This window comes from Verrucomicrobiota bacterium, from assembly GCA_019247695.1.
In the GTDB taxonomy this organism is placed as follows: Bacteria; Verrucomicrobiota; Verrucomicrobiia; order Chthoniobacterales; family JAFAMB01; genus JAFBAP01.
Genome location: JAFBAP010000081.1, coordinates 1 through 17,494 on the forward strand (window position 1 = coordinate 1; position 17,494 = coordinate 17,494).

The 17,494-nt window shown below is 60.6% G+C and carries 15 protein-coding genes and 1 tRNA gene; 5 read left to right on the plus strand and 11 right to left on the minus strand.

The annotated features are described in order from the left end of the window. The coding region (locus JO015_08460) for a sel1 repeat family protein (protein ID MBV9999131.1) at positions 1 to 1,602 on the plus strand (1,602 nt) is incomplete at its 5' end. Positions 1,603 to 1,927: 325 nt separating this feature from the next. Here JO015_08460 and JO015_08465 read toward each other — a convergent pair. The 9 genes from JO015_08465 to trxB form a co-directional block, all read right to left on the minus strand. After that, positions 1,928 to 2,002 (minus strand) — tRNA-Val (locus JO015_08465). A 58-nt stretch (positions 2,003 to 2,060) separates the two neighbouring features. Beyond that, the gene (locus JO015_08470; protein MBV9999132.1) at positions 2,061 to 2,453 is read right to left on the minus strand and encodes a DUF1232 domain-containing protein; all 393 of its coding nucleotides are present in this window, start codon (positions 2,451 to 2,453) and stop codon (positions 2,061 to 2,063) included. Between the two features lie 78 nt (positions 2,454 to 2,531). Beyond that, positions 2,532 to 5,171 carry an alanine--tRNA ligase gene (gene alaS, locus JO015_08475; protein MBV9999133.1) on the minus strand — a complete coding sequence of 880 codons (2,640 nt, stop codon included), beginning with the start codon at positions 5,169 to 5,171 and terminating at the stop codon, positions 2,532 to 2,534. 8 nt (positions 5,172 to 5,179) lie between these two features. Continuing rightward, positions 5,180 to 6,226, minus strand: a complete 1,047-nt coding sequence (gene recA / locus JO015_08480) for a recombinase RecA (GenBank protein ID MBV9999134.1) — start codon at positions 6,224 to 6,226, stop codon at positions 5,180 to 5,182. 308 nt (positions 6,227 to 6,534) lie between these two features. Next, positions 6,535 to 6,918: an Hsp20/alpha crystallin family protein gene (locus JO015_08485; protein MBV9999135.1), complete on the minus strand. Its 384-nt coding sequence runs from the start codon at positions 6,916 to 6,918 to the stop codon at positions 6,535 to 6,537. Positions 6,919 to 6,989: 71 nt separating this feature from the next. Then, positions 6,990 to 7,484, minus strand: coding sequence for an Hsp20/alpha crystallin family protein (locus tag JO015_08490; GenBank protein ID MBV9999136.1), 495 nt, complete (start codon positions 7,482 to 7,484; stop codon positions 6,990 to 6,992). Positions 7,485 to 7,853: 369 nt separating this feature from the next. Then, positions 7,854 to 8,549 carry a GNAT family acetyltransferase gene (locus JO015_08495; GenBank protein ID MBV9999137.1) on the minus strand — a complete coding sequence of 232 codons (696 nt, stop codon included), beginning with the start codon at positions 8,547 to 8,549 and terminating at the stop codon, positions 7,854 to 7,856. 6 nt (positions 8,550 to 8,555) lie between these two features. After that, on the minus strand, positions 8,556 to 9,710 hold the full coding sequence (locus JO015_08500; GenBank protein ID MBV9999138.1) for a glycosyltransferase: 1,155 nt from the start codon (positions 9,708 to 9,710) through the stop codon (positions 8,556 to 8,558). A gap of 87 nt (positions 9,711 to 9,797) precedes the next feature. Beyond that, positions 9,798 to 10,760, minus strand: coding sequence for a thioredoxin-disulfide reductase (gene trxB / locus JO015_08505; protein ID MBV9999139.1), 963 nt, complete (start codon positions 10,758 to 10,760; stop codon positions 9,798 to 9,800). A 592-nt stretch (positions 10,761 to 11,352) separates the two neighbouring features. Here trxB and JO015_08510 point away from each other — a divergent pair. Next, on the plus strand, positions 11,353 to 11,964 hold the full coding sequence (locus tag JO015_08510) for a riboflavin synthase (GenBank protein ID MBV9999140.1): 612 nt from the start codon (positions 11,353 to 11,355) through the stop codon (positions 11,962 to 11,964). 1 nt (position 11,965) lies between these two features. Here the strand turns inward: JO015_08510 and JO015_08515 are convergent, their stop codons facing one another. Further along, a complete protein-coding gene (locus tag JO015_08515) occupies positions 11,966 to 12,370 on the minus strand; it encodes a peptide chain release factor-like protein (GenBank protein MBV9999141.1) in 405 nt (134 codons plus the stop codon). Between the two features lie 306 nt (positions 12,371 to 12,676). Between JO015_08515 and sucC the strand changes: the two genes are divergently transcribed. Genes sucC through JO015_08530 form a run of 3 tightly spaced genes read left to right on the plus strand, consistent with a single transcriptional unit; the run spans position 12,677 to position 15,913 of the window. Next, positions 12,677 to 13,864, plus strand: coding sequence for an ADP-forming succinate--CoA ligase subunit beta (gene sucC / locus JO015_08520; GenBank protein MBV9999142.1), 1,188 nt, complete (start codon positions 12,677 to 12,679; stop codon positions 13,862 to 13,864). Positions 13,865 to 13,902: 38 nt separating this feature from the next. Continuing rightward, positions 13,903 to 14,778 carry a succinate--CoA ligase subunit alpha gene (gene sucD, locus JO015_08525; protein ID MBV9999143.1) on the plus strand — a complete coding sequence of 292 codons (876 nt, stop codon included), beginning with the start codon at positions 13,903 to 13,905 and terminating at the stop codon, positions 14,776 to 14,778. A 7-nt stretch (positions 14,779 to 14,785) separates the two neighbouring features. After that, on the plus strand, positions 14,786 to 15,913 hold the full coding sequence (locus JO015_08530) for a citrate synthase (GenBank protein MBV9999144.1): 1,128 nt from the start codon (positions 14,786 to 14,788) through the stop codon (positions 15,911 to 15,913). 358 nt (positions 15,914 to 16,271) lie between these two features. Here JO015_08530 and glf read toward each other — a convergent pair whose 3' ends face one another. Then, positions 16,272 to 17,405, minus strand: a complete 1,134-nt coding sequence (gene glf, locus JO015_08535; GenBank protein ID MBV9999145.1) for a UDP-galactopyranose mutase — start codon at positions 17,403 to 17,405, stop codon at positions 16,272 to 16,274. Positions 17,406 to 17,494: the final 89 nt, after the last annotated feature.

Genomic DNA, 17,494 nt, shown 5'->3' on the forward strand with positions numbered 1-17,494 from the left:
GACGCGACTTTGGTTGAAGCGGCCGTGTCGGGTCCGGGGGCGAGCGGTTCCTACGTGCGGCAGTTGAGCCTGCTGGCCTACGAGTTATTGGGTGGGCCGCGGGGGGTGTTGGAGAGCCAGGGCCGGTACACGCCGTTGGCGGCGTTGGCGGAAGAGGGCAACCAGGTGCTGCGGCGGGGATTGGTTGACGAGATCGGCACGGCGGAGGAGTTGGTGCGGGCGCTGGCGGCCAGCCTGGGCAGCCGTCCGGGTGCTGCTTCCTCCGTTCAAAGCGTTTCCACTGCGTCGCTGGCTGCCGCAGCGTCGAGCAGGACCGGCCCACCGGCCTCGCAAGCTTCAACTCCGGTCAGCTCATCCCTTCCGGACTCAGCGGAATCGCAGGCATCAACGGCGCGAGGCCGCGAAAAGGCGCCGACGCCGAGACGTGGATTACTGTTGGCCCTGCTTTTGACCGCGGTTGCGCTGGCGGCCATCGCATTATACGGCTACAGCGTTTACCGGTCCGTCAATTCCACCCGGAAGAAATCGTTTACGCTGCAGTCGCCGACTCCGGTGCTGCGACCCACGGCCAAGCCGGCGTTGCAATCCCCGGAGCTCATGACGACATCCAGACCGGCCGCTTCATTTACCGCCAGAACCGCGCTGCCTTCTCCGGCGCTGGAAGCCGCGGGGCGGACCGCCGTGATCGGTATCCCGGAAGCGGATTCGCTTGAGCAGGCGTTAGGTGACGCCCAGAACGCCGGCCGAAACGGGAATTGGGACAGGGCGCTTTCTGCGTACGTCGACTTGGCTGAACGTTATCCCAACCGGCCGGAACCGCGCCAAAGGCTGGCCAACCTGCTGGCTGAAGGCCACAGAAATGGCGTTCGCGTCAATGAAGAGAACTTCGCGACGTTGAGACCCGTTTTGGAACGGGCTTCCCGTCTGGGGGTGGTCCCGGCGATGCTTCTCGTCGCCCAAAATCTCCGGGCGAACCAGCCGTATGAGGCGTTATCCTGGTACGAGAAAGCGGCCCAAAAGGGGAACTCTGATGCGATGGTCCAGGCCGGGTTGCTCTACAGCGTTCGCCACACTGCCGAGGATAACCGGAAAGCCCTTGAATACTTCATCCAGGCCGCCGATGTCGGTAACAGGGATGGAAAATATCTTGCCGGCGAGTGCTATTTTTACCCGAAGCCGGGCTTGGTTCCCGATGAAGCCAAGGCGTTGCAGTACCTGCACGACGCGGCGGCTTTGGGCGAATTGAGATCCATGAACCTGCTCGGCACGTACTACCGCAAGATTCGCCGGTACGACGAGGCACGACGGTATCTGGAAGAGGGAGCGCGCGGGGGCTTACCGCTGGCCATCGCGAACCTGGGCGTGCTTTATATAAACGGCGAGGGCATACCCAAGAACTCGGAAAAGGCCGTTGAGCTTTTCCGCCAGGCAGCCGAGCAGGGTGAACCGGGCGGCATGTACCTGTACGGGCAATGCTTTTTCAACGGGGTTGGCGTGGCTAAGGACGTCCGCACGGCCAATGAATGGTTCCGCAAAGCGGCGCGCGCCGGGAACCCGTCGGCGATCGAATACTGCCGGCGCAATAACCTGGAGTACCGGTAAGGGGTGCCGGGTGTCGGGTGTCGGGTAAAATTCGGGATTCGGACACCTCCCGAAAGGCACGGAGGTCAGTGGCGCCACCTGGCTCCACGGCCAAACACACGAGCACGTCGGTCAGCGCCGGGAGCGGGTGATAGAAACACAACGTACGACGTTGGTGTGGAATTTAGCATCGTAACCCGATCGAGATGCGCTAACCTCCAAGGATGAGCTTGGACGAAATCATGGCCGAAGTTGCCTAAGTTTACGGGCGCGGCCAGCAACGGTGGCGGCCTTCCTCATGCGCTGCCTGTTCACCAGGTTGGCCGAGTACCCCGCCGGGCCGGGGTGGTGCGCGATACAGGGTTCGAACCTGTGACCCCTACCGTGTCAAGGTAGTGCTCTACCACTGAGCTAACCGCGCATGGTTTTCCGAGGAGTGACAGCGTAAACGGGTCTGGCCCGAATGCAATCGGTTTCGTTCAACCCTCGACCGGCTTGCGCGCCCGCTGCGCCAGAACGTGCGCGAGGAACGGCTGCTTGTAGTTTTCGAAAACCGTCGTGACGATGGCGGCATCGTCTGCACGCCCCATGCCTGGGATATGGTCGGGGATGATGTCGATATGTTTGTGCACGTAAAACAGGGCGAACGCCGATTCGGCAACGGCCGTGTATGGAATGTCCCGGCTCAGGCCCGAATGGAAATCCTCGATGATTTCCGCCAGCAATTCCACCTGATCGGCCAAGTGCGGAAACTCGTGGACCTGCGTGACGGCCAGCCGAATCCGGGGCAATAGACGGATGAGTTTCTCAAGGCGGGCAGGCGTGATCCCGGCCGCACCTTCGGCGATAAATCGTTTAAGTTCGTCGTTCATAGGGTATCGGTCAGCAGCGTGGACCAACACCCTATCATGAACGAACGGCCGAGGGCCAGCCGGGATGGTGCCGGCCTTTCATCCGAAGCGTTTGCGCAGTTCCGCGAGAACCTCGTCAACCTTGCCCGGCTCCTTGCCCATACCCCGGGCCAGATCCGGACGGCCCCCGCCTTTACCACCCAGGCGGCTGCAGACTTCCTGAGTCAATTTGCCGGCGTGATACCCTTCTTTCGCGGCGTGCGGCCCGACGTACACCTGCACCCCAACCTGGGCGTCCCCGGGGGCAAGGAGCACCGCCACGCCGCCGTAGCCTTTGGCTTTCAGGGCGTTGGCCAGGTTCTGGAGCAAGTCGCCTGAGGCTTGCGCCACGCGCTCAATGAGAGCCGGCCGGGTCAGGTCCAGATGGGCCAGCATCTCGTTGGCTTCCCGTTGCAACGCCTGCGCCCGGTCTTTTTCGATCTGTTTTTTCAGCTCGAGATTTTCCCGCTGCAGCGCCTGCAGGCGGCTTTCCTTTTCCGCCAACACGTGCTGGACATGATCGTACGATGCCAGACCCGTCACCGCCTCGATCCGGCGGACGCCGGCCGAAATGGCGCCCTCGCTGACGATTCTGAAAAGCCCCAACTGGCCCGTGCGCAGGACGTGGGTGCCCCCGCAGAGTTCCATGGAATACCCGTCAAAACGCCCCGCACTGCCTCCGATCTGGACGACCCGAACCAGTTCGCCGTATTTTTCGCCGAAGAACTGCATGATGTCAGGACGCGCCTTGACTTCGGCGTACGGAACTTCGATCCAGGACACCGCGTCGTTGGCGATCACGCGAGCGTTTACGAGGCGTTCGACGGCCCCGATCTGTTCCGGGGTCAACGGCTGGCTGTTGAAGTCAAACCGAAGCCGGTCCGGCCCGACGTACGAACCTTTCTGGCTCACGTCGGGGCCGACGATTTCATGCAATGCCCAGTGCAGGAGGTGCGTGGCGGTGTGATTAGCCTCGATCTGGCGCCGGCGTTCCCGGTCAATGGCGAGGACAACCTCGGAATCAGGAGACGTTTCCAGGGGCTCGGCCAGCCGCAGGTAAAAAGTCCGCCCCTGTTTAACCGCGTGCTCGACCCGGACGCGCGCACCGGAGGCGGTGCGAACCTCACCGGTGTCACTGACCTGGCCGCCCATTTCGGCGTAAAACGGTGAACGGTCGATGGCCGCGAGGATCGCGTCGCCCTGCCGGAGCAGACTCACCACGTGCCCCCGTGTCTCGCCCTGCTCAAAGCCGACGAACTCGGTGGCAACGCCTTCCTGGATGGCGGTGATGGTTTCTTTCTCCTGGGCCGCCCGCGACCGTTCCCGCTGCTGATCCAGCAGCGCCTCGACTTTTTGCAGATCCAGCGTCAGTCCCCGCTCCCTCGTGAGCACCTCCGTCAAGTCAACCGGGAAACCGTAAGTGTCGGAAAGTTTAAAGGCGACCTCAGCCGAGAATTCGTTCCCGCCCTGTCCGGCCGCGGCCTCCTCGAAGATACGCAAGCCGCGGTCGAGCGTGCGGTTAAAAAGGGCTTCCTCAGACCTGAACACTTCGACGATTTTGGTTTCCTGGCGTTTAAGTTCCGGGAAAACCGGGCTGAACTCCGCCACAACGGTCGGCGCCAGCCGGTCGAGAAAGCCTTCCGAGCCGAACCCCAGGTAACGGCCAAACAGGACCGCGCGGCGCAGAATCCGCCGGAGCACGTAATTGCGGTCGGTGTTGCCGGGAATGATCCCGTCGGCAATCGCGAACGACAGCGTGCGCAGGTGGTCGGCGATCACGCGGAACGCCACATCCACTTTTTCCTGCTCGGAAAGATTGGCCCGTGAGCTCGGCAGGGTGGCGGTATAGCGTTTGCCGCTGAGGCGCGAAATCGCGTTAAAGAGCGGCCTGAACACATCGCTGTCGTAATTGGAAGTCGGCCGGGAAAAATCCTGAAACCGGCGGGAACCCGCGACGATTCCGGCCACGCGTTCGAACCCCATGCCGGTGTCGACGTGCCTGGCCGGCAACGGCGAAAAGGTGCCGTCAGGATTGGCGTTAAACTGGATGAACACCAAATTCCAGATCTCGATGCAGAGCGGGTCGCCGGCATTAACCAAGGCGCCGGCCGTGTTCCCCTGCGGCGTCAGATCAATGTGAACCTCCGAACACGGGCCGCACGGCCCGGTGTCGCCCATCATCCAGAAATTATCTTTCCGGCCGCCCGAGACGACGTGGACCTCCGGATCCAGGCCGGCTTTCCGGAAGCGGCCAGCCCAATGATCGTGGGCTTCCTGGTCGAAAGCAGCCGGGTCACCCGGGCCGGGTTGATAGACCGTGGCATAAAGCCGTTGCGGTGGAAACTTCCAATGTTCGACCAGCAGATCCCACGCCCAGGCGATCGCCTCCTTTTTGAAATAGTCGCCAAAGCTCCAGTTGCCCAGCATCTCGAAAAACGTGTGGTGGTAGGTATCGAACCCGACGTCATCGAGGTCGTTGTGCTTGCCGCCGGCCCGGATGCACTTCTGGGTGTCGGCGGCCCGCGGCGGCTGGAAGGGCGCCTTTTCCCGGCCCAGGAAATAAGGCACGAACTGGTTCATGCCTGCATTGGTAAAAAGGAGGTTCGGCGAACCCGGCAGCAAGCTTGAAGAGGGCACGATCGTGTGCTGCCTGTCCCGAAAGAAATCGAGGAACGACTGGCGAATCTCGTTGGCGGTCATGCGTTGCGTTATCGCCGCTTGGCCGCTTCCTCTTCGAGGGTGGCTTTCACCGTGGCCTCGATCTCCTCATAGAGGCCCTGGTCAGCCCGCAACGCCTCCTTGGCCGCATCGCGGCCCTGGGCCAGTTGCTGCCCTTTGTAGGAGATCCAGGAGCCGCGTTTCTCGAGAATATTTTTCTCGAGGGCTAGGTCAAGCAGGGCGCCGATGTTGGAGATGCCCTCGTTGTACATGATGTCGAACTCAGCTTCCCGAAAGGGGGGCGCCACCTTGTTCTTGACCACTTTCACCCTGGTCCGATTGCCGGCTACTGTGCCGTCAGTCAGCTTGATCGCGTTAATCCGGCGGATGTCGACGCGAACGCTGGAGTAAAATTTCAGCGCCTTGCCGCCCGGGGTCGTCTCCGGGTTGCCGAACATAACGCCGATCTTTTCCCGGATCTGGTTGGTAAAAATGCAGCAGGTGCGCGCCTTGGCGATGAGGGCGGTCAGTTTGCGCAACGCGGCACTCATCAGCCGGGCCTGCGACCCTACGGTCGCATCGCCGATTTCGCCTTCGAGTTCCGCCTTGGTGACGAGCGCCGCGACTGAGTCGATCACGACGACGTCGAGCGCGTTGGACCGGATCAGCGTCTCGCAAATGCGCAAGGCTTCTTCGCCCGAGCTCGGCTGTGAAACCAGCAGGTCATCCAGGCTAACGCCCAGACGGCGGGCGTACTGGGGATCAAGCGCGTGCTCGACGTCGATAAAGCCGGCCAGCCCGCCGCGCTTCTGCGCCTGCGCGATGACCGTCAGCGTCAGCGTCGTTTTACCGGACGATTCAGGTCCGAAAATCTCAACAACCCGGCCTCGGGGAAACCCGCCGACGCCCAGGGCGTGGTCGATCAGGATGTTTCCGGTAGGGATCACCTCGACGGCAGCCACCCGTTCATCGCCAAGGCGCATGATCGCGCCTTCGCCGTAGTCTTTGGCAATCTGCTGGAGAGCGAGGTCAAGATTCTTCTTACGCGCCGCCGATGCGGGATCAACGGCCGCAACATCATTGTTTTTAGCTGCCATGTTCTTCAAAAGAGCTTACCGGGACCGGGTAAGAAAACAATCCATTACCTTGCCTTGGATCGCGCACACGGAGAACATAAAACCCAGGCCCGGGCACGCGGTTAAATGCTGTTGAGTCGAGACGACGAGAACTTATCCGGACTCGCCGCTTTTTCAAGCTGCCGGTGCGCTTTGAAAGGATCTTTTGAAGGCCAAAAAACGCTGGGAACGCCACCGCGGCAGCAATGGCGTTCCCTCTGCGATACTGGTCAGCCTGACCAGCGGGCTCCGGCCATCCTGGCGGCCGGCAGCCGTGCAAAATCAGGTCTTTATTCGACGTTGATCCGCCGCGGTTTCACCGCCTCGGCTTTGGGCAGTTTCACGGTCAGGATGCCTTGATCGATCCTGGCGCTGACGCGGCTCGCGTCGAGCGACGGATCAAGTTCGTAAACCCGCCGGAAATCGTGCTCGCGACGTTCGCGGTAAATTCGCCGGCCGCTCACCTCGGCCGGGCGACGATGGCCCACCAAGGCCAATTGGCCGTTTTCGACGGTGATCTCAACGCCCTCTTTGTTTACTCCCGGCATTTCAGCCACTAACTCATAGCCGTCTCCCGTCGAACGGATGTTCACAAGGGGAGTAGCATAATAACGAGCCTGCTCATTTTGCTGGCCCTGCGGGGCCTCGCGATCGGGTTGTGAAACCATGCTCATATAAAAAACCTCCGCCGCCGCCCGGCGCGCCCGGATCGGGCCCGCCGGACAACCGGAAAAATTGATGTTGATCAGCTAACGGAAACTTCGATCTGTTTCGGCTTCGCCTCTTCAGCTTTCGCCAACTCGATCTTCAGGATGCCGTCCTGGAGACTGGCGCGAACCCGCTCGGCGTTGACTTCCGCCGGGAGGGTTACCGTGCGCTGGAACCGGCCGAAGTAGCGTTCGGAACGCAGCCCTTCTTCTTTACCTTGCGATTCCTGTTTACGCTCGCCCGAGATGGTCAAAGCCCCTTGATGGAGGGAGATTTCGACCTCATCTTTTTTGAACCCGGGCAGGTCAACCAGCACTGTAAATTGATCCTTGTCCTCGTACACATCCAGCGCCGGTGCCCAGCCGCTGAATGAAGCGGTACTTCCGAAGAAGGGACCGAACGAGGTGTCAAACAGGCGGTCCATCTCCTCACGCAGATTCGAGAGACGATTGAAAGCAGAGGGAAGCTCAGAATGTGGATTCCGTTGATAACGGACGATATTCATAGGATTGAACCTCCTAACGATTTGCATTTACGGCCATACTGATAGCTAGTTCGGTGCCAGCGGTGCCCGAACCATGTAAAGAAAACGAAATCAACGAGTTATGCAAAAGGGCCAACTGAGCGAACCGCTTCACCAGCGACAATATGTCTCACACCCCGGGCGCCGTCGCGCCCCATGCGACAATATGGCTCAAGGGCGCGCCGGAGGGGGTCGGCCGCCGGGTTCGGGAACGCCGCACGAGGGACTGCTCGATGCCGGCGGGTTGAGAGGCTGGGATCTCCAAGCTGCGCTGCACCCTGGCCGCCCCGGCGGAGGCATGCCGGTAACCGGGCAACGCGGTTGGGGGCGCAAAATCTGCCCCGGCAGGTAAGGTCATCCACCATCAACGGTGGGAGATCATTTTACCTGGTACAACAGCCGGTCTTCCTGCTTTTCCAATTCTTTGACGACGGTGCAGAGGTATACTGTCCGGTCTGTGAACCGCTTGTATTTCGTGATTTCCGACCGGTTCAACACTTTGAAACCGTAACGCTTGAAAAGTTTGAAGCCGCGCCGGCTATCGAAGGTAACGATTTGGGCGTGCACCTGCTTCACGCCGGATTCGTAAAGAAACGCCAGATAAGTTTCGAGCAGTTGCCGGCAGATCTCGATACTGCGCGCTCCCGGCAGGATATTGAGGTGGAAATGCCCGATCGACCGGGGTGCGGCCGGGACTTCCCGCCAGGCGTTCAGGATGATCCAATGCACAAAACGCCGCGATTCAGGCTGGTACCGCCAATAGCGGCAGGCGAGTTTGGCCACGAGGCGTATGGTATGGAAGAAACTGAACGCCTGATGTTTCAGGGGAAACCGTGAACCGAGCAAGTAACCCTTGGTTTGACCGTCGACCGTAACGACGAAAGCCGACTCGGGTTCGTGGTTCAGGTAATATTCGGTGAGGAAGTCGGCAAAAAGTTCGCGATCTTCGAAAACTGGATCAATTGGGTCACCAAGGAAGCCGGTGTCGCAGCACAGCGCGCGCAGCGTTGCTCGATCTTCCGGCCGGTACCGGCGGACGATCACGCCGCGAGGTTCCATAGCCGTAAAGTGCATCGCTATCTAAATCCTGATCTGCTGGTAAATGTCAAACATGGTGCGGAAAACCGAGTTCCAGGAATAGCGGGCGGTGACCCGTTTGCTCGCTTGCAGACCGGCTTTGGCCAGGTCGGTCTCGCTTATGGCGAGAATGGCGGCCGCCAGGGATCCCGGTGAATTTTCGGCCGACCAGTGGGATTGGTCGGCAAAGATTATACGGTCCATGTAACTGCCGCGGATTCCGACGACCGGGGTGCCGCAGGCCTGGCTCTCAAGGGCGACCAGCCCGAAGGTTTCCTGCACGCCCGGATGGACGAAAAGGTCTGCCGCGCGGTAATAGCGGGCAAGCTGCGCCTGATCGGAGCAATAATTGATCCAGGTAACGGCGTTTGTGCGTTTCTGAAGTTCGACCAGGTGTTCACGCTGCGGGCCGTCACCGACCACCAGCAAGGCAAATCTGCCGGGAGCAAGCTGGTCTTCAAGCAAGCTGAACGCGGCAAACAAAGTCTTAACGTTTTTTTCCGGGGCGAGCCGGCCGACGTAGAGCAGCAGCCGGCGCTTCGGGTCCATTTGCAGCGTGTGCCGGGTTTCACAACGGTCGTGACCGGCTCGAAAGGTGTTCGTGTCCACGCCGAGTTCGCAGAGCACGGCATTTTCCACGCCCCATTCCCGGAGCACCTGGGCGAGCCCGAGGGAGGACACGAACGTATGGGTAAAATGATTGTAAAGCGACCGGACGTAATGCTTCACCACGTCCATCATGATGTCGCCGGCGGTCTGGCCGAAGTATTTCAACGTGGTGCGCAGGTAAGCCTCGGGAAAATGGGAATGGTAAAACCCGACGACCGGAATTCGAAGGGCGTCCCCGGACGCGATGGCTTTCCAGGCGACCTGGTAAGGGTCACTTGACTCGATCACATCCGGGCGTTCGGCCTCAAGGATGGTTTCCACCGCGTTGAGGTTCAGCAGCACACGGTAACGGGAGGTCTTGGAGACGAGCGGGGCGGCGATGGAGTAAGTACGCGCCTGGGGCGTCGCGATGGTCTCCGTTTTCGGGCCCGGGATGATCAGGATGTGCTCGTGGCCGGCGGCCTCGGCGTATTTACGCTTTTCCTCCAGGTAACGCTTCACCCCGCCGCTGAGTGGCGAATAAAACTGCGTCAGATCGCAGACCTTCATCGAAAACATGCAGACAACCGGCACGCCGGCTCGTTGCGGGGGCGTACGTGCAGCTGGCGCCGGTGCTGGGCCGCTCGTGCTTTTTTCCTAATAGAGCGGCAGCGAAGTGCCGACCTCCTCAAGCCGGGCCGAGTCGATCTCAACCAGGTAATGCTCGGCGTCGATCGCGGCGGCGCAACCCTGTCCGGCCGCCGTCACGGCTTGGCGGTAGATCGGGTCGGCAACGTCGCCGGCGGCAAACACGCCCGGAAGGTTGGTCTGGGTGCCTTTTCGCGTCAGCAGGTAACCGTTTCCGTCCATGTCCAGCTTACCACGAAACGGCTGGGTGTTGGGCGTGTGGCCAATCGCGACAAAAACGCATTTCACCGCCAACCGGTTGCGTTCGCCGGTTTTCAGGTCAAGCAGATCCACAGCTTCCATTTCGCCCTGGGCGTCTCCGACGTAGCGGGTAGCGACCGTGTTCCAGACGGGCTCGATTTTCGGGTGCGAAAGCGCGCGGTCAGCCAGGATGGCCGAAGCCCGAAGGTGGTCGCGCCGATGGATCAGGTAAACCTTGGAAGCGAAACGGGTCAGGAAAACGGCTTCCTCGCAAGCGGTATCGCCGCCGCCGATCACCGCTACGGGGACGTCCCGATAAAACGCGCCGTCACAAGTGGCGCATGACGTCAAGCCGTGGCCCTTGAACTTTGATTCATTCTCCAGTCCGAGCCACCGGGCCGAAGCGCCGCTGGCGATGATCACGGTATGGGTCTCAATCCATTCGCCGTCAATCTTCAGACGATGGTAACCGGCCGCCGGCTCGAAGGCTTCCACCTCGCCGAAACGGAAACGGGCACCAAATCGCTCAGCTTGCCGGTGCATGTTGATGATCAGGTCCGGGCCATCAATGCCTTCGGGAAAGCCGGGGAAATTCTCGACGAGCGTCGTCGTCGTCAGCTGACCGCCCGGCTCGCGCCCTTCCAGGACAAGGGGATTCAAATTTGCCCGCGCCGTGTAAATGGCTGCGGTGAGGCCTGCACACCCAGTGCCGACGATGATGACTTTCTCCATGGCCCCCTTAAGTGACATCAAAAGCACCACCCTGCAATCGCCGGTCACACGGTCACACGGCGGGCACAGCGGGTTTGGCGGGCACGACGTAAGAGTTCACACGGCGAACACGGAGGGCCACGGCGACCACGGCGGAAAGAGGGGGAAAGCGTTCGGAGTTCGGGGTTCGGAGCGACAGAGAATGCCACAAATGAGGAGAAGTGCCGGGTGCCGGGTAAGAGAGACGCTATATCCGCCGTGTGCCCTCTAATCTGTGTCAATCTGTGTAATCTGTGGATGTTTTCTCTTTTCTGCGTGTTCTGCGGATGATTTATCTTCTCACTGTGGTCGCCGTGGCCCGCCGTGTTCGCCGTGTGAACTCTTACGTTGTGCCCGCCACACCCGCTGCGGCTGCCGTGTGCCCCCTAATCTGTGTCAATCTGTGTAATCTGTGGATGTTTTCTCTTTTCTGCGTTCTTCTGCGTGTTCTGCGGATGATTGGGGGAGATCGGACGTGGTTCTACGACCCCTCCGAACTCCGAACTCCGAACTCTTTCTGCTGTGCCCGCCACCCGTTACGCGTTATCCGTTACCCGCAACTGATCGATCAATCATGTTTACCGGGATTGTCGAAGCAACTGGCAAGGTGGAACGCCTGGAGGAAACGGGGGTGGCCGGGTCATTTCGGCTGCGATTGGAAACGCGTTTGGCGGCAGCGCTCAAGATCGGGGACAGTCTGGCGGTCAACGGTTGTTGTCTGACGGCCGCCGAATTGCGCGGAGAAACGATTCGTTTCGATTTGCTGGCCGAAACGCTGCGGCGGACCAATCTCGGGGCACTTCGTCCGGGCAGCCTCGTCAACCTCGAACGGCCCATGGCGGCCGACGGCCGTTTTGACGGCCACCTGGTGCAAGGGCACGTCGACACGGCGGCCGAGATTCTGGCGATTGAACCGGCCAGCGGCGATCACCGCGTCGAAATAGCCTTACCGGCTGCGTTCGCGCGTTACGTCGTCTTCAAAGGCTCGATCGCCGTAAACGGCATCAGCCTGACGGTGGCGGAACTTCTCGAGTCGAGTTTCGTCCTGTGGATTATCCCGCACACCTGGGAGGTAACCAACTTGCGCGCACTCAAGCCGCGAGAGCGTGTAAACCTGGAATTCGACCTTGTGGCCAAATACGTCGAGCGCATGATGGCGGAATCGCTGAAAGCCGGTCGAGTTTAGGTTAGGGTTGGTCGGGCAACGCAACCCGCCGGCGGGTCCGTTTCACGGCTGCCCGCCGCTGTTTGGATTCGTGGATTTCCCGCTTCAAGCCGGCCGGCCGCCGTGAGTTCTGGCGGCGCACCTTTTCGCGGGCGGCGCGTTTCGCGGTCCGCTCGTCCTCGCGACGCCGTTCCAGCAGGTTGATAAGGCGTTCGAGGGCCAGTTGGCGGTTGCGGTATTGGGACCGCGAATCCTGCACCGTGACGGCGAGGCCCGAACCCCGGTGACGCAAGGTGACAGCAGTCGAAACCTTATTCACATTCTGTCCCCCTGGTCCGCCGGCACGCGCGAAGATCTCGTCAAATTCCTCCGGCCTGAAACCGAGTTTTTCGAGCCGCCTGAGCTGGGTGTTATCGCTGATCAGCATGGGATACTCCTTTCGCACAACCTTGATATGGATTGCGGACCAAACGGTAGTTTACAGCCTGTGGCCGGCTAACAACCTTTGACCGGCGTCCGTATAACCCGGCCTGCGGTCAGGGAGCAACCCGGTGAATCGCTCGAAGCTGCCGGTGCCGGGTTGCTTCCGTGGGCAGAGTCGCCGGGGCCGGCCTCAACGATCGATCCCGGTGCACGCCACGGATCAGGAGCACTTTTCCCGGTTGACGCCTTTTGAAGCCCGTCCTATGTAGCAGAACGCTTACCCCCCTCAGCAGAGACAGCGACCCCCGCCATGAACATCCACGAATACCAAGCCAAACAGCTTTTTGAACGTTTTGGGATTGCAACCCCGAAGGGAGGCCCGGCCGAGGCCCCTGAACAAGCCGAAGCGGTCGCGGTGAGTCTGCACACCTCCAACCTGGTGATTAAGGCCCAGATTCATGCCGGCGGCCGCGGCAAAGGCACGTTCCTGAACGGGTTCAGAGGCGGTGTGCACCTCTGCTCGAGTCCGGCGGAAGTACGGGCGGTGGCCGAAAAGATGTTAGGCCAAACGCTGGTCACGCACCAGACCGGGCCGGCGGGTAAAATCGTCCGCAAAGTGTTGGTAGCCGAATCGGTCGAGATTGCGCATGAGCATTATCTGGCCATCCTGACGGATCGCGCGACGGGCGCCCCGGTCGTGGTGGCCAGCACCGAAGGTGGAGTCGAAATCGAAAAGGTAGCCGAAGAATACCCGGAAAAAATCATCCGGGAACCGGTACACCCGCTCGCCGGGCTGCAACCTTACCAGGCCCTGAAAATTGCGAACGAGCTAGGTTTTGGAGGAAACCAACTCAAGGCTGCGTCGAAGCTGATGAACAACCTTTTCAAACTTTTCATCGCCCTGGATTGCTCCCTGGTTGAGATCAACCCGCTCGTGGTTACCAAAAAGGGTGAGGTCCTCGCCCTGGACGCCAAATTTAACTTCGACGATAACGCGCTCTTCCGGCATCCGGAAATCGTCGCGATGCGGGACACCGAAGAGGAAGACGCGCGTGAAGTTGAAGCGTCCAAGTACGGCCTTAACTACATCGGGCTGGACGGAAACATCGCTTGTCTGGTGAACGGCGCGGGGTTGGCGATGGCCACGATGGACATCATCAAGTACGCCGGGGGTGAACCGGCCAATTTCCTCGATGTGGGCGGCGGCGCGAGCGAGGAGCAGGTGACGGAGGCTTTCAAAATCCTGGTTTCGGACAAAAACGTGCGGGCCATCCTGGTGAACATTTTCGGCGGGATCATGCGTTGCGACGTCATTGCCCAGGGCATCATCAACGCGGTAAAGGCCGTGAGCCTGCCGGTGCCGCTGGTGGTACGGCTGGAGGGCACCAACGTCGAGCGTGGCAAGCAGCTGCTGGCCGAATCGAAGCTGCCGATCCAAACCGCTTCGGACCTTGCTGAAGCCGCGCGCCTGGCCGTGTCCGCAGCAAAAGCCGCCTAGCTCCGTAGATCACCCTCACTCACACCCAACTACTTTCCATGTCTATCCTGGTCAACAAACAGACTCGATTGCTCGTACAAGGGATTACCGGAAGTTCGGGCGCCTTCCATGCCCGTGGTTGCGCCGAGTACGGCACCAACGTCGTGGCCGGAGTCACGCCCGGCAAAGGCGGTCAGAAGTTTGACGATAAGGTACCGGTATTCGACACCGTCCATGAGGCCCGGCGGGAGACCGGTTGCAATGCGACGATGATCTTTGTGCCGGCGCCATTCGCCGCCGACGCCATTCTGGAGGCGGCGGATGCCGGTGTCGAACTGATCGTCTGCATCACCGAAGGCATCCCGGTGAATGACATGATGCGGGTCAAGGATGTTCTCAAAGACAAATCTAACCGGCTGATCGGTCCGAACTGTCCGGGCATCATCACCCCGGGTGAATGCAAGATCGGCATCATGCCCGGCTACATTCACAAGCCGGGTACGGTGGGCGTGATATCGCGCTCAGGCACATTGACGTACGAAGCCGTCTGGCAATTGACCCAGCGCGGTTATGGCCAGTCAACGTGCATCGGCATCGGCGGCGACCCGATCAACGGGACCTCGCACCTCGATGCGGTCAAAATGTTCGCCGCAGATCCCGGCACTGAGGCGTTGATCCTGATCGGCGAAATCGGCGGTACCGCGGAAGAGGAAGCAGCCGCCTGGATCAAGGATAATTACAAAAAGCCGGTGTGCGGGTTCATTGCGGGTGCGACCGCGCCGCCTGGACGGCGGATGGGGCATGCCGGAGCGATCGTGGCCGGCGGGAAGGGAACGGCCGCAGGCAAGATCGAAGCGTTACGAGCGGCTGGCATCGCCGTGGCCGAAACGCCGGCCTCGATCGGTGAAACCCTGATCGGCGTGATAAAAGGATAACCAGCGTATGACCGCGCTCAGCAAGGGACTTGAAGGCGTCATCGCCAATGAGACCCGGATCGGGGACGTCAGGGGACAGGAAGGCCAACTCATTTACTCCGGTTACGACATCAATGAACTGGCCGGAAAAGTCTCTTTCGAAGAGGTTGTTTACCTGCTGTGGAACAACCGGCTGCCGAACCGTGCTGAGCTCCGGTCGCTTAAAGAACAGCTTGCGTCTGAGCGGCAGCTTCCCGAGCAGGTCATTGCTTTCATCAAAGGAGCGCCGAAGGCTGCCGCGCCCATCGATGTATTGCGGACGGCGGTCTCGATGCTTGGTTTGCACGACTCGGCCGTGGCCACGGACAACAGCCCCGAGGCGAACCGGCATCGTGCGGCCAGCCTGGTGGCCAAGAGCGGGGTGATCATCGCCTACTTTCACCGGGCCCGGAACGGCCTGGAACTCCCCCCGGTACGCCAGGACCTGAACGAAGCCGGCCATTTCCTTTACCTTCTGGACGGTAACGAACCTTCGAAGCAGAAAACCAAAACCCTCGACGTGGCCTTTGTGCTGCACGCCGAGCACGGTATGAACGCTTCCACCTTCAGCGCGCGGGTGACCATTTCCACCCTGACCGACATCTATTCGGCCGTAACGGCGGCGATCGCGACGTTGAAAGGACCGCTCCACGGGGGGGCCAATGAAGGCGTCATCCATATGCTCCAGGAGATCGACACGCCGGACCGGGTGGACGCCTACATCGAGAAAGCGTTGGTTGAGAAAAAAAAGATCATGGGCATCGGCCATCGCGTTTACAAGGTGCTCGATCCCCGGGCGCCGCACCTGCGGAACATGGCGGTGGAACTCAGCCAGGAGCTGGGTGAACCGAAATGGATCGAGATGTCGGAACGGATTGCGGCCTTGATGAAGGAGAAAAAGGGGCTGTACGCAAACGTCGATTTCTATTCGGCGACCGTCTACTACTCCCTCGGCATCCCGACGGACTTGTTCACCCCGATTTTTGCCATCTCCCGCATGGCCGGTTGGACTGCCCACGTGTTGGAGCAATTGGCGGACAACCGTCTTTACCGGCCCCTGAGCCAATACACCGGTGAACCGCCCGGCCGCACGTTCGTGCCGATCGAGGAACGGTAGGAGTTCGGGGTTCGGTCACACGGCGGGCACAGCGGGTTGGGCGGGCACAACGTGGGAGTTCACACGGCGAACACGGCGGGCCACGGCGACCACGGCGGGAAGAGGGAGAAGGGGAAAGCGTTCGGAGTTCGGAGCGGCAGGATGGGGGTCGGTGCGAGTGTCAACCTTAGAGTTGCCGCCAAGTCCTCTTAATCTGTGTCAATCTGTGTAATCTGTGGATGTTTTCTCTTTTCTGCGCTCTTCTGCGTGTTCTGCGGATGATTCCGTCTTCCCGCCGTGTTCCGCCGAAAGATTGGCTCCAGTTATAGGACGTCTCCGAGCTCCGAACTCCGAACGCCGAACTCCGAACTCCGAACTCCTACGCCGCGATGGTCGCTGAATCGATGCCGCTCAACCGGTTGAACTCCGTCAGGGCCATCGCCACGACCTGGTCCATGTTACAATAACGGTAGGTGGCCAGCCGGCCGATAAAGCTGACGTTGCGCTGGGCTGCAGCCAGTTGCGCATACCTGCCATAAGCGGCTCTGGCTTCGGGCGTAGGGATCGGGTAATACGGTTCTCTACCCGGGCCGTAATCTTCCGGGTACTCCCGGACGATGGTTGTTACCGGCAGGACCTGGCCCGTAATGTGTTTGGTCTCCACAATCCGGGTGAACTCGAAATCGTTCGGATAGTTAACCTGCACCGCCGGCTGGAAAAACGGCACCGGCAAGGTCTCGGGTTCGAAACGCAGCGACCGGTACGGCAACGGCCCGAACCGGTGCCGAAAGAACTCGTCCACCGGTCCGGAGTAGACGAGGTGCTTGAACGACACCTTATCGATCACGTCGCACAAGCTGGTGCCTAACCGCACCTCAATTTTAGGGTGGTCAAGCATGCGCTGTATCAGCGGGGTGTAACCGTCCGCCGGGAGCGCCTGGAACCTTTCGGTCAGATACCGGTTATCCCGGTTGGTCCGGACCGGGATGCGGCCGCACACCCCGGGGTCAAGTTCGGACGGGTCGCGGCGCCATTGTTTACGCGTGTAGTGTTTGAAAAATTTCTCGTACAGCTCACGCCCGACCTGGGCGACGATGACCTCCTCGGAGTTCCGGGGTGGTCGAGCCAGCGGGACCCGCCATTTGGCGAGGGTCGCGTCCATTTCTTCGGTGGATGAGGGGCGTCCCAGGAGCTGTTCGAACGTGTTAAGGTTGATGGGGAAATTCCAGAACCGGCCGTCGCTGAAGGCCAGGATCTTGTATTCGACGGCGCGCCACTCGGTGAACTGGCTCAGGTAGGCCCGGACGCGCTCGGAGTTCGTGCGGAAATAATGGGGACCGTACCGGTGGACCAGCACGCCGGCACGGTCGTACTCGTCGAATGCATTACCGGCGACATGAGTCCGGCGATCGATAACCAGAGAACTCTTGCCAAGCACTCGAGCAAAGCGTTCGGCGAGCACCGCCCCCGCAAAACCTGCCCCGGTTATCAGGAGATCAAATGCGGGCTTCATCTTTCGCGCGACCAACGCACATCGAGCGGCCATCTTAATGACTCGCCGCGCGGACGCGACTGAAATCAGCGTTTTTTCGTCGCTTGACG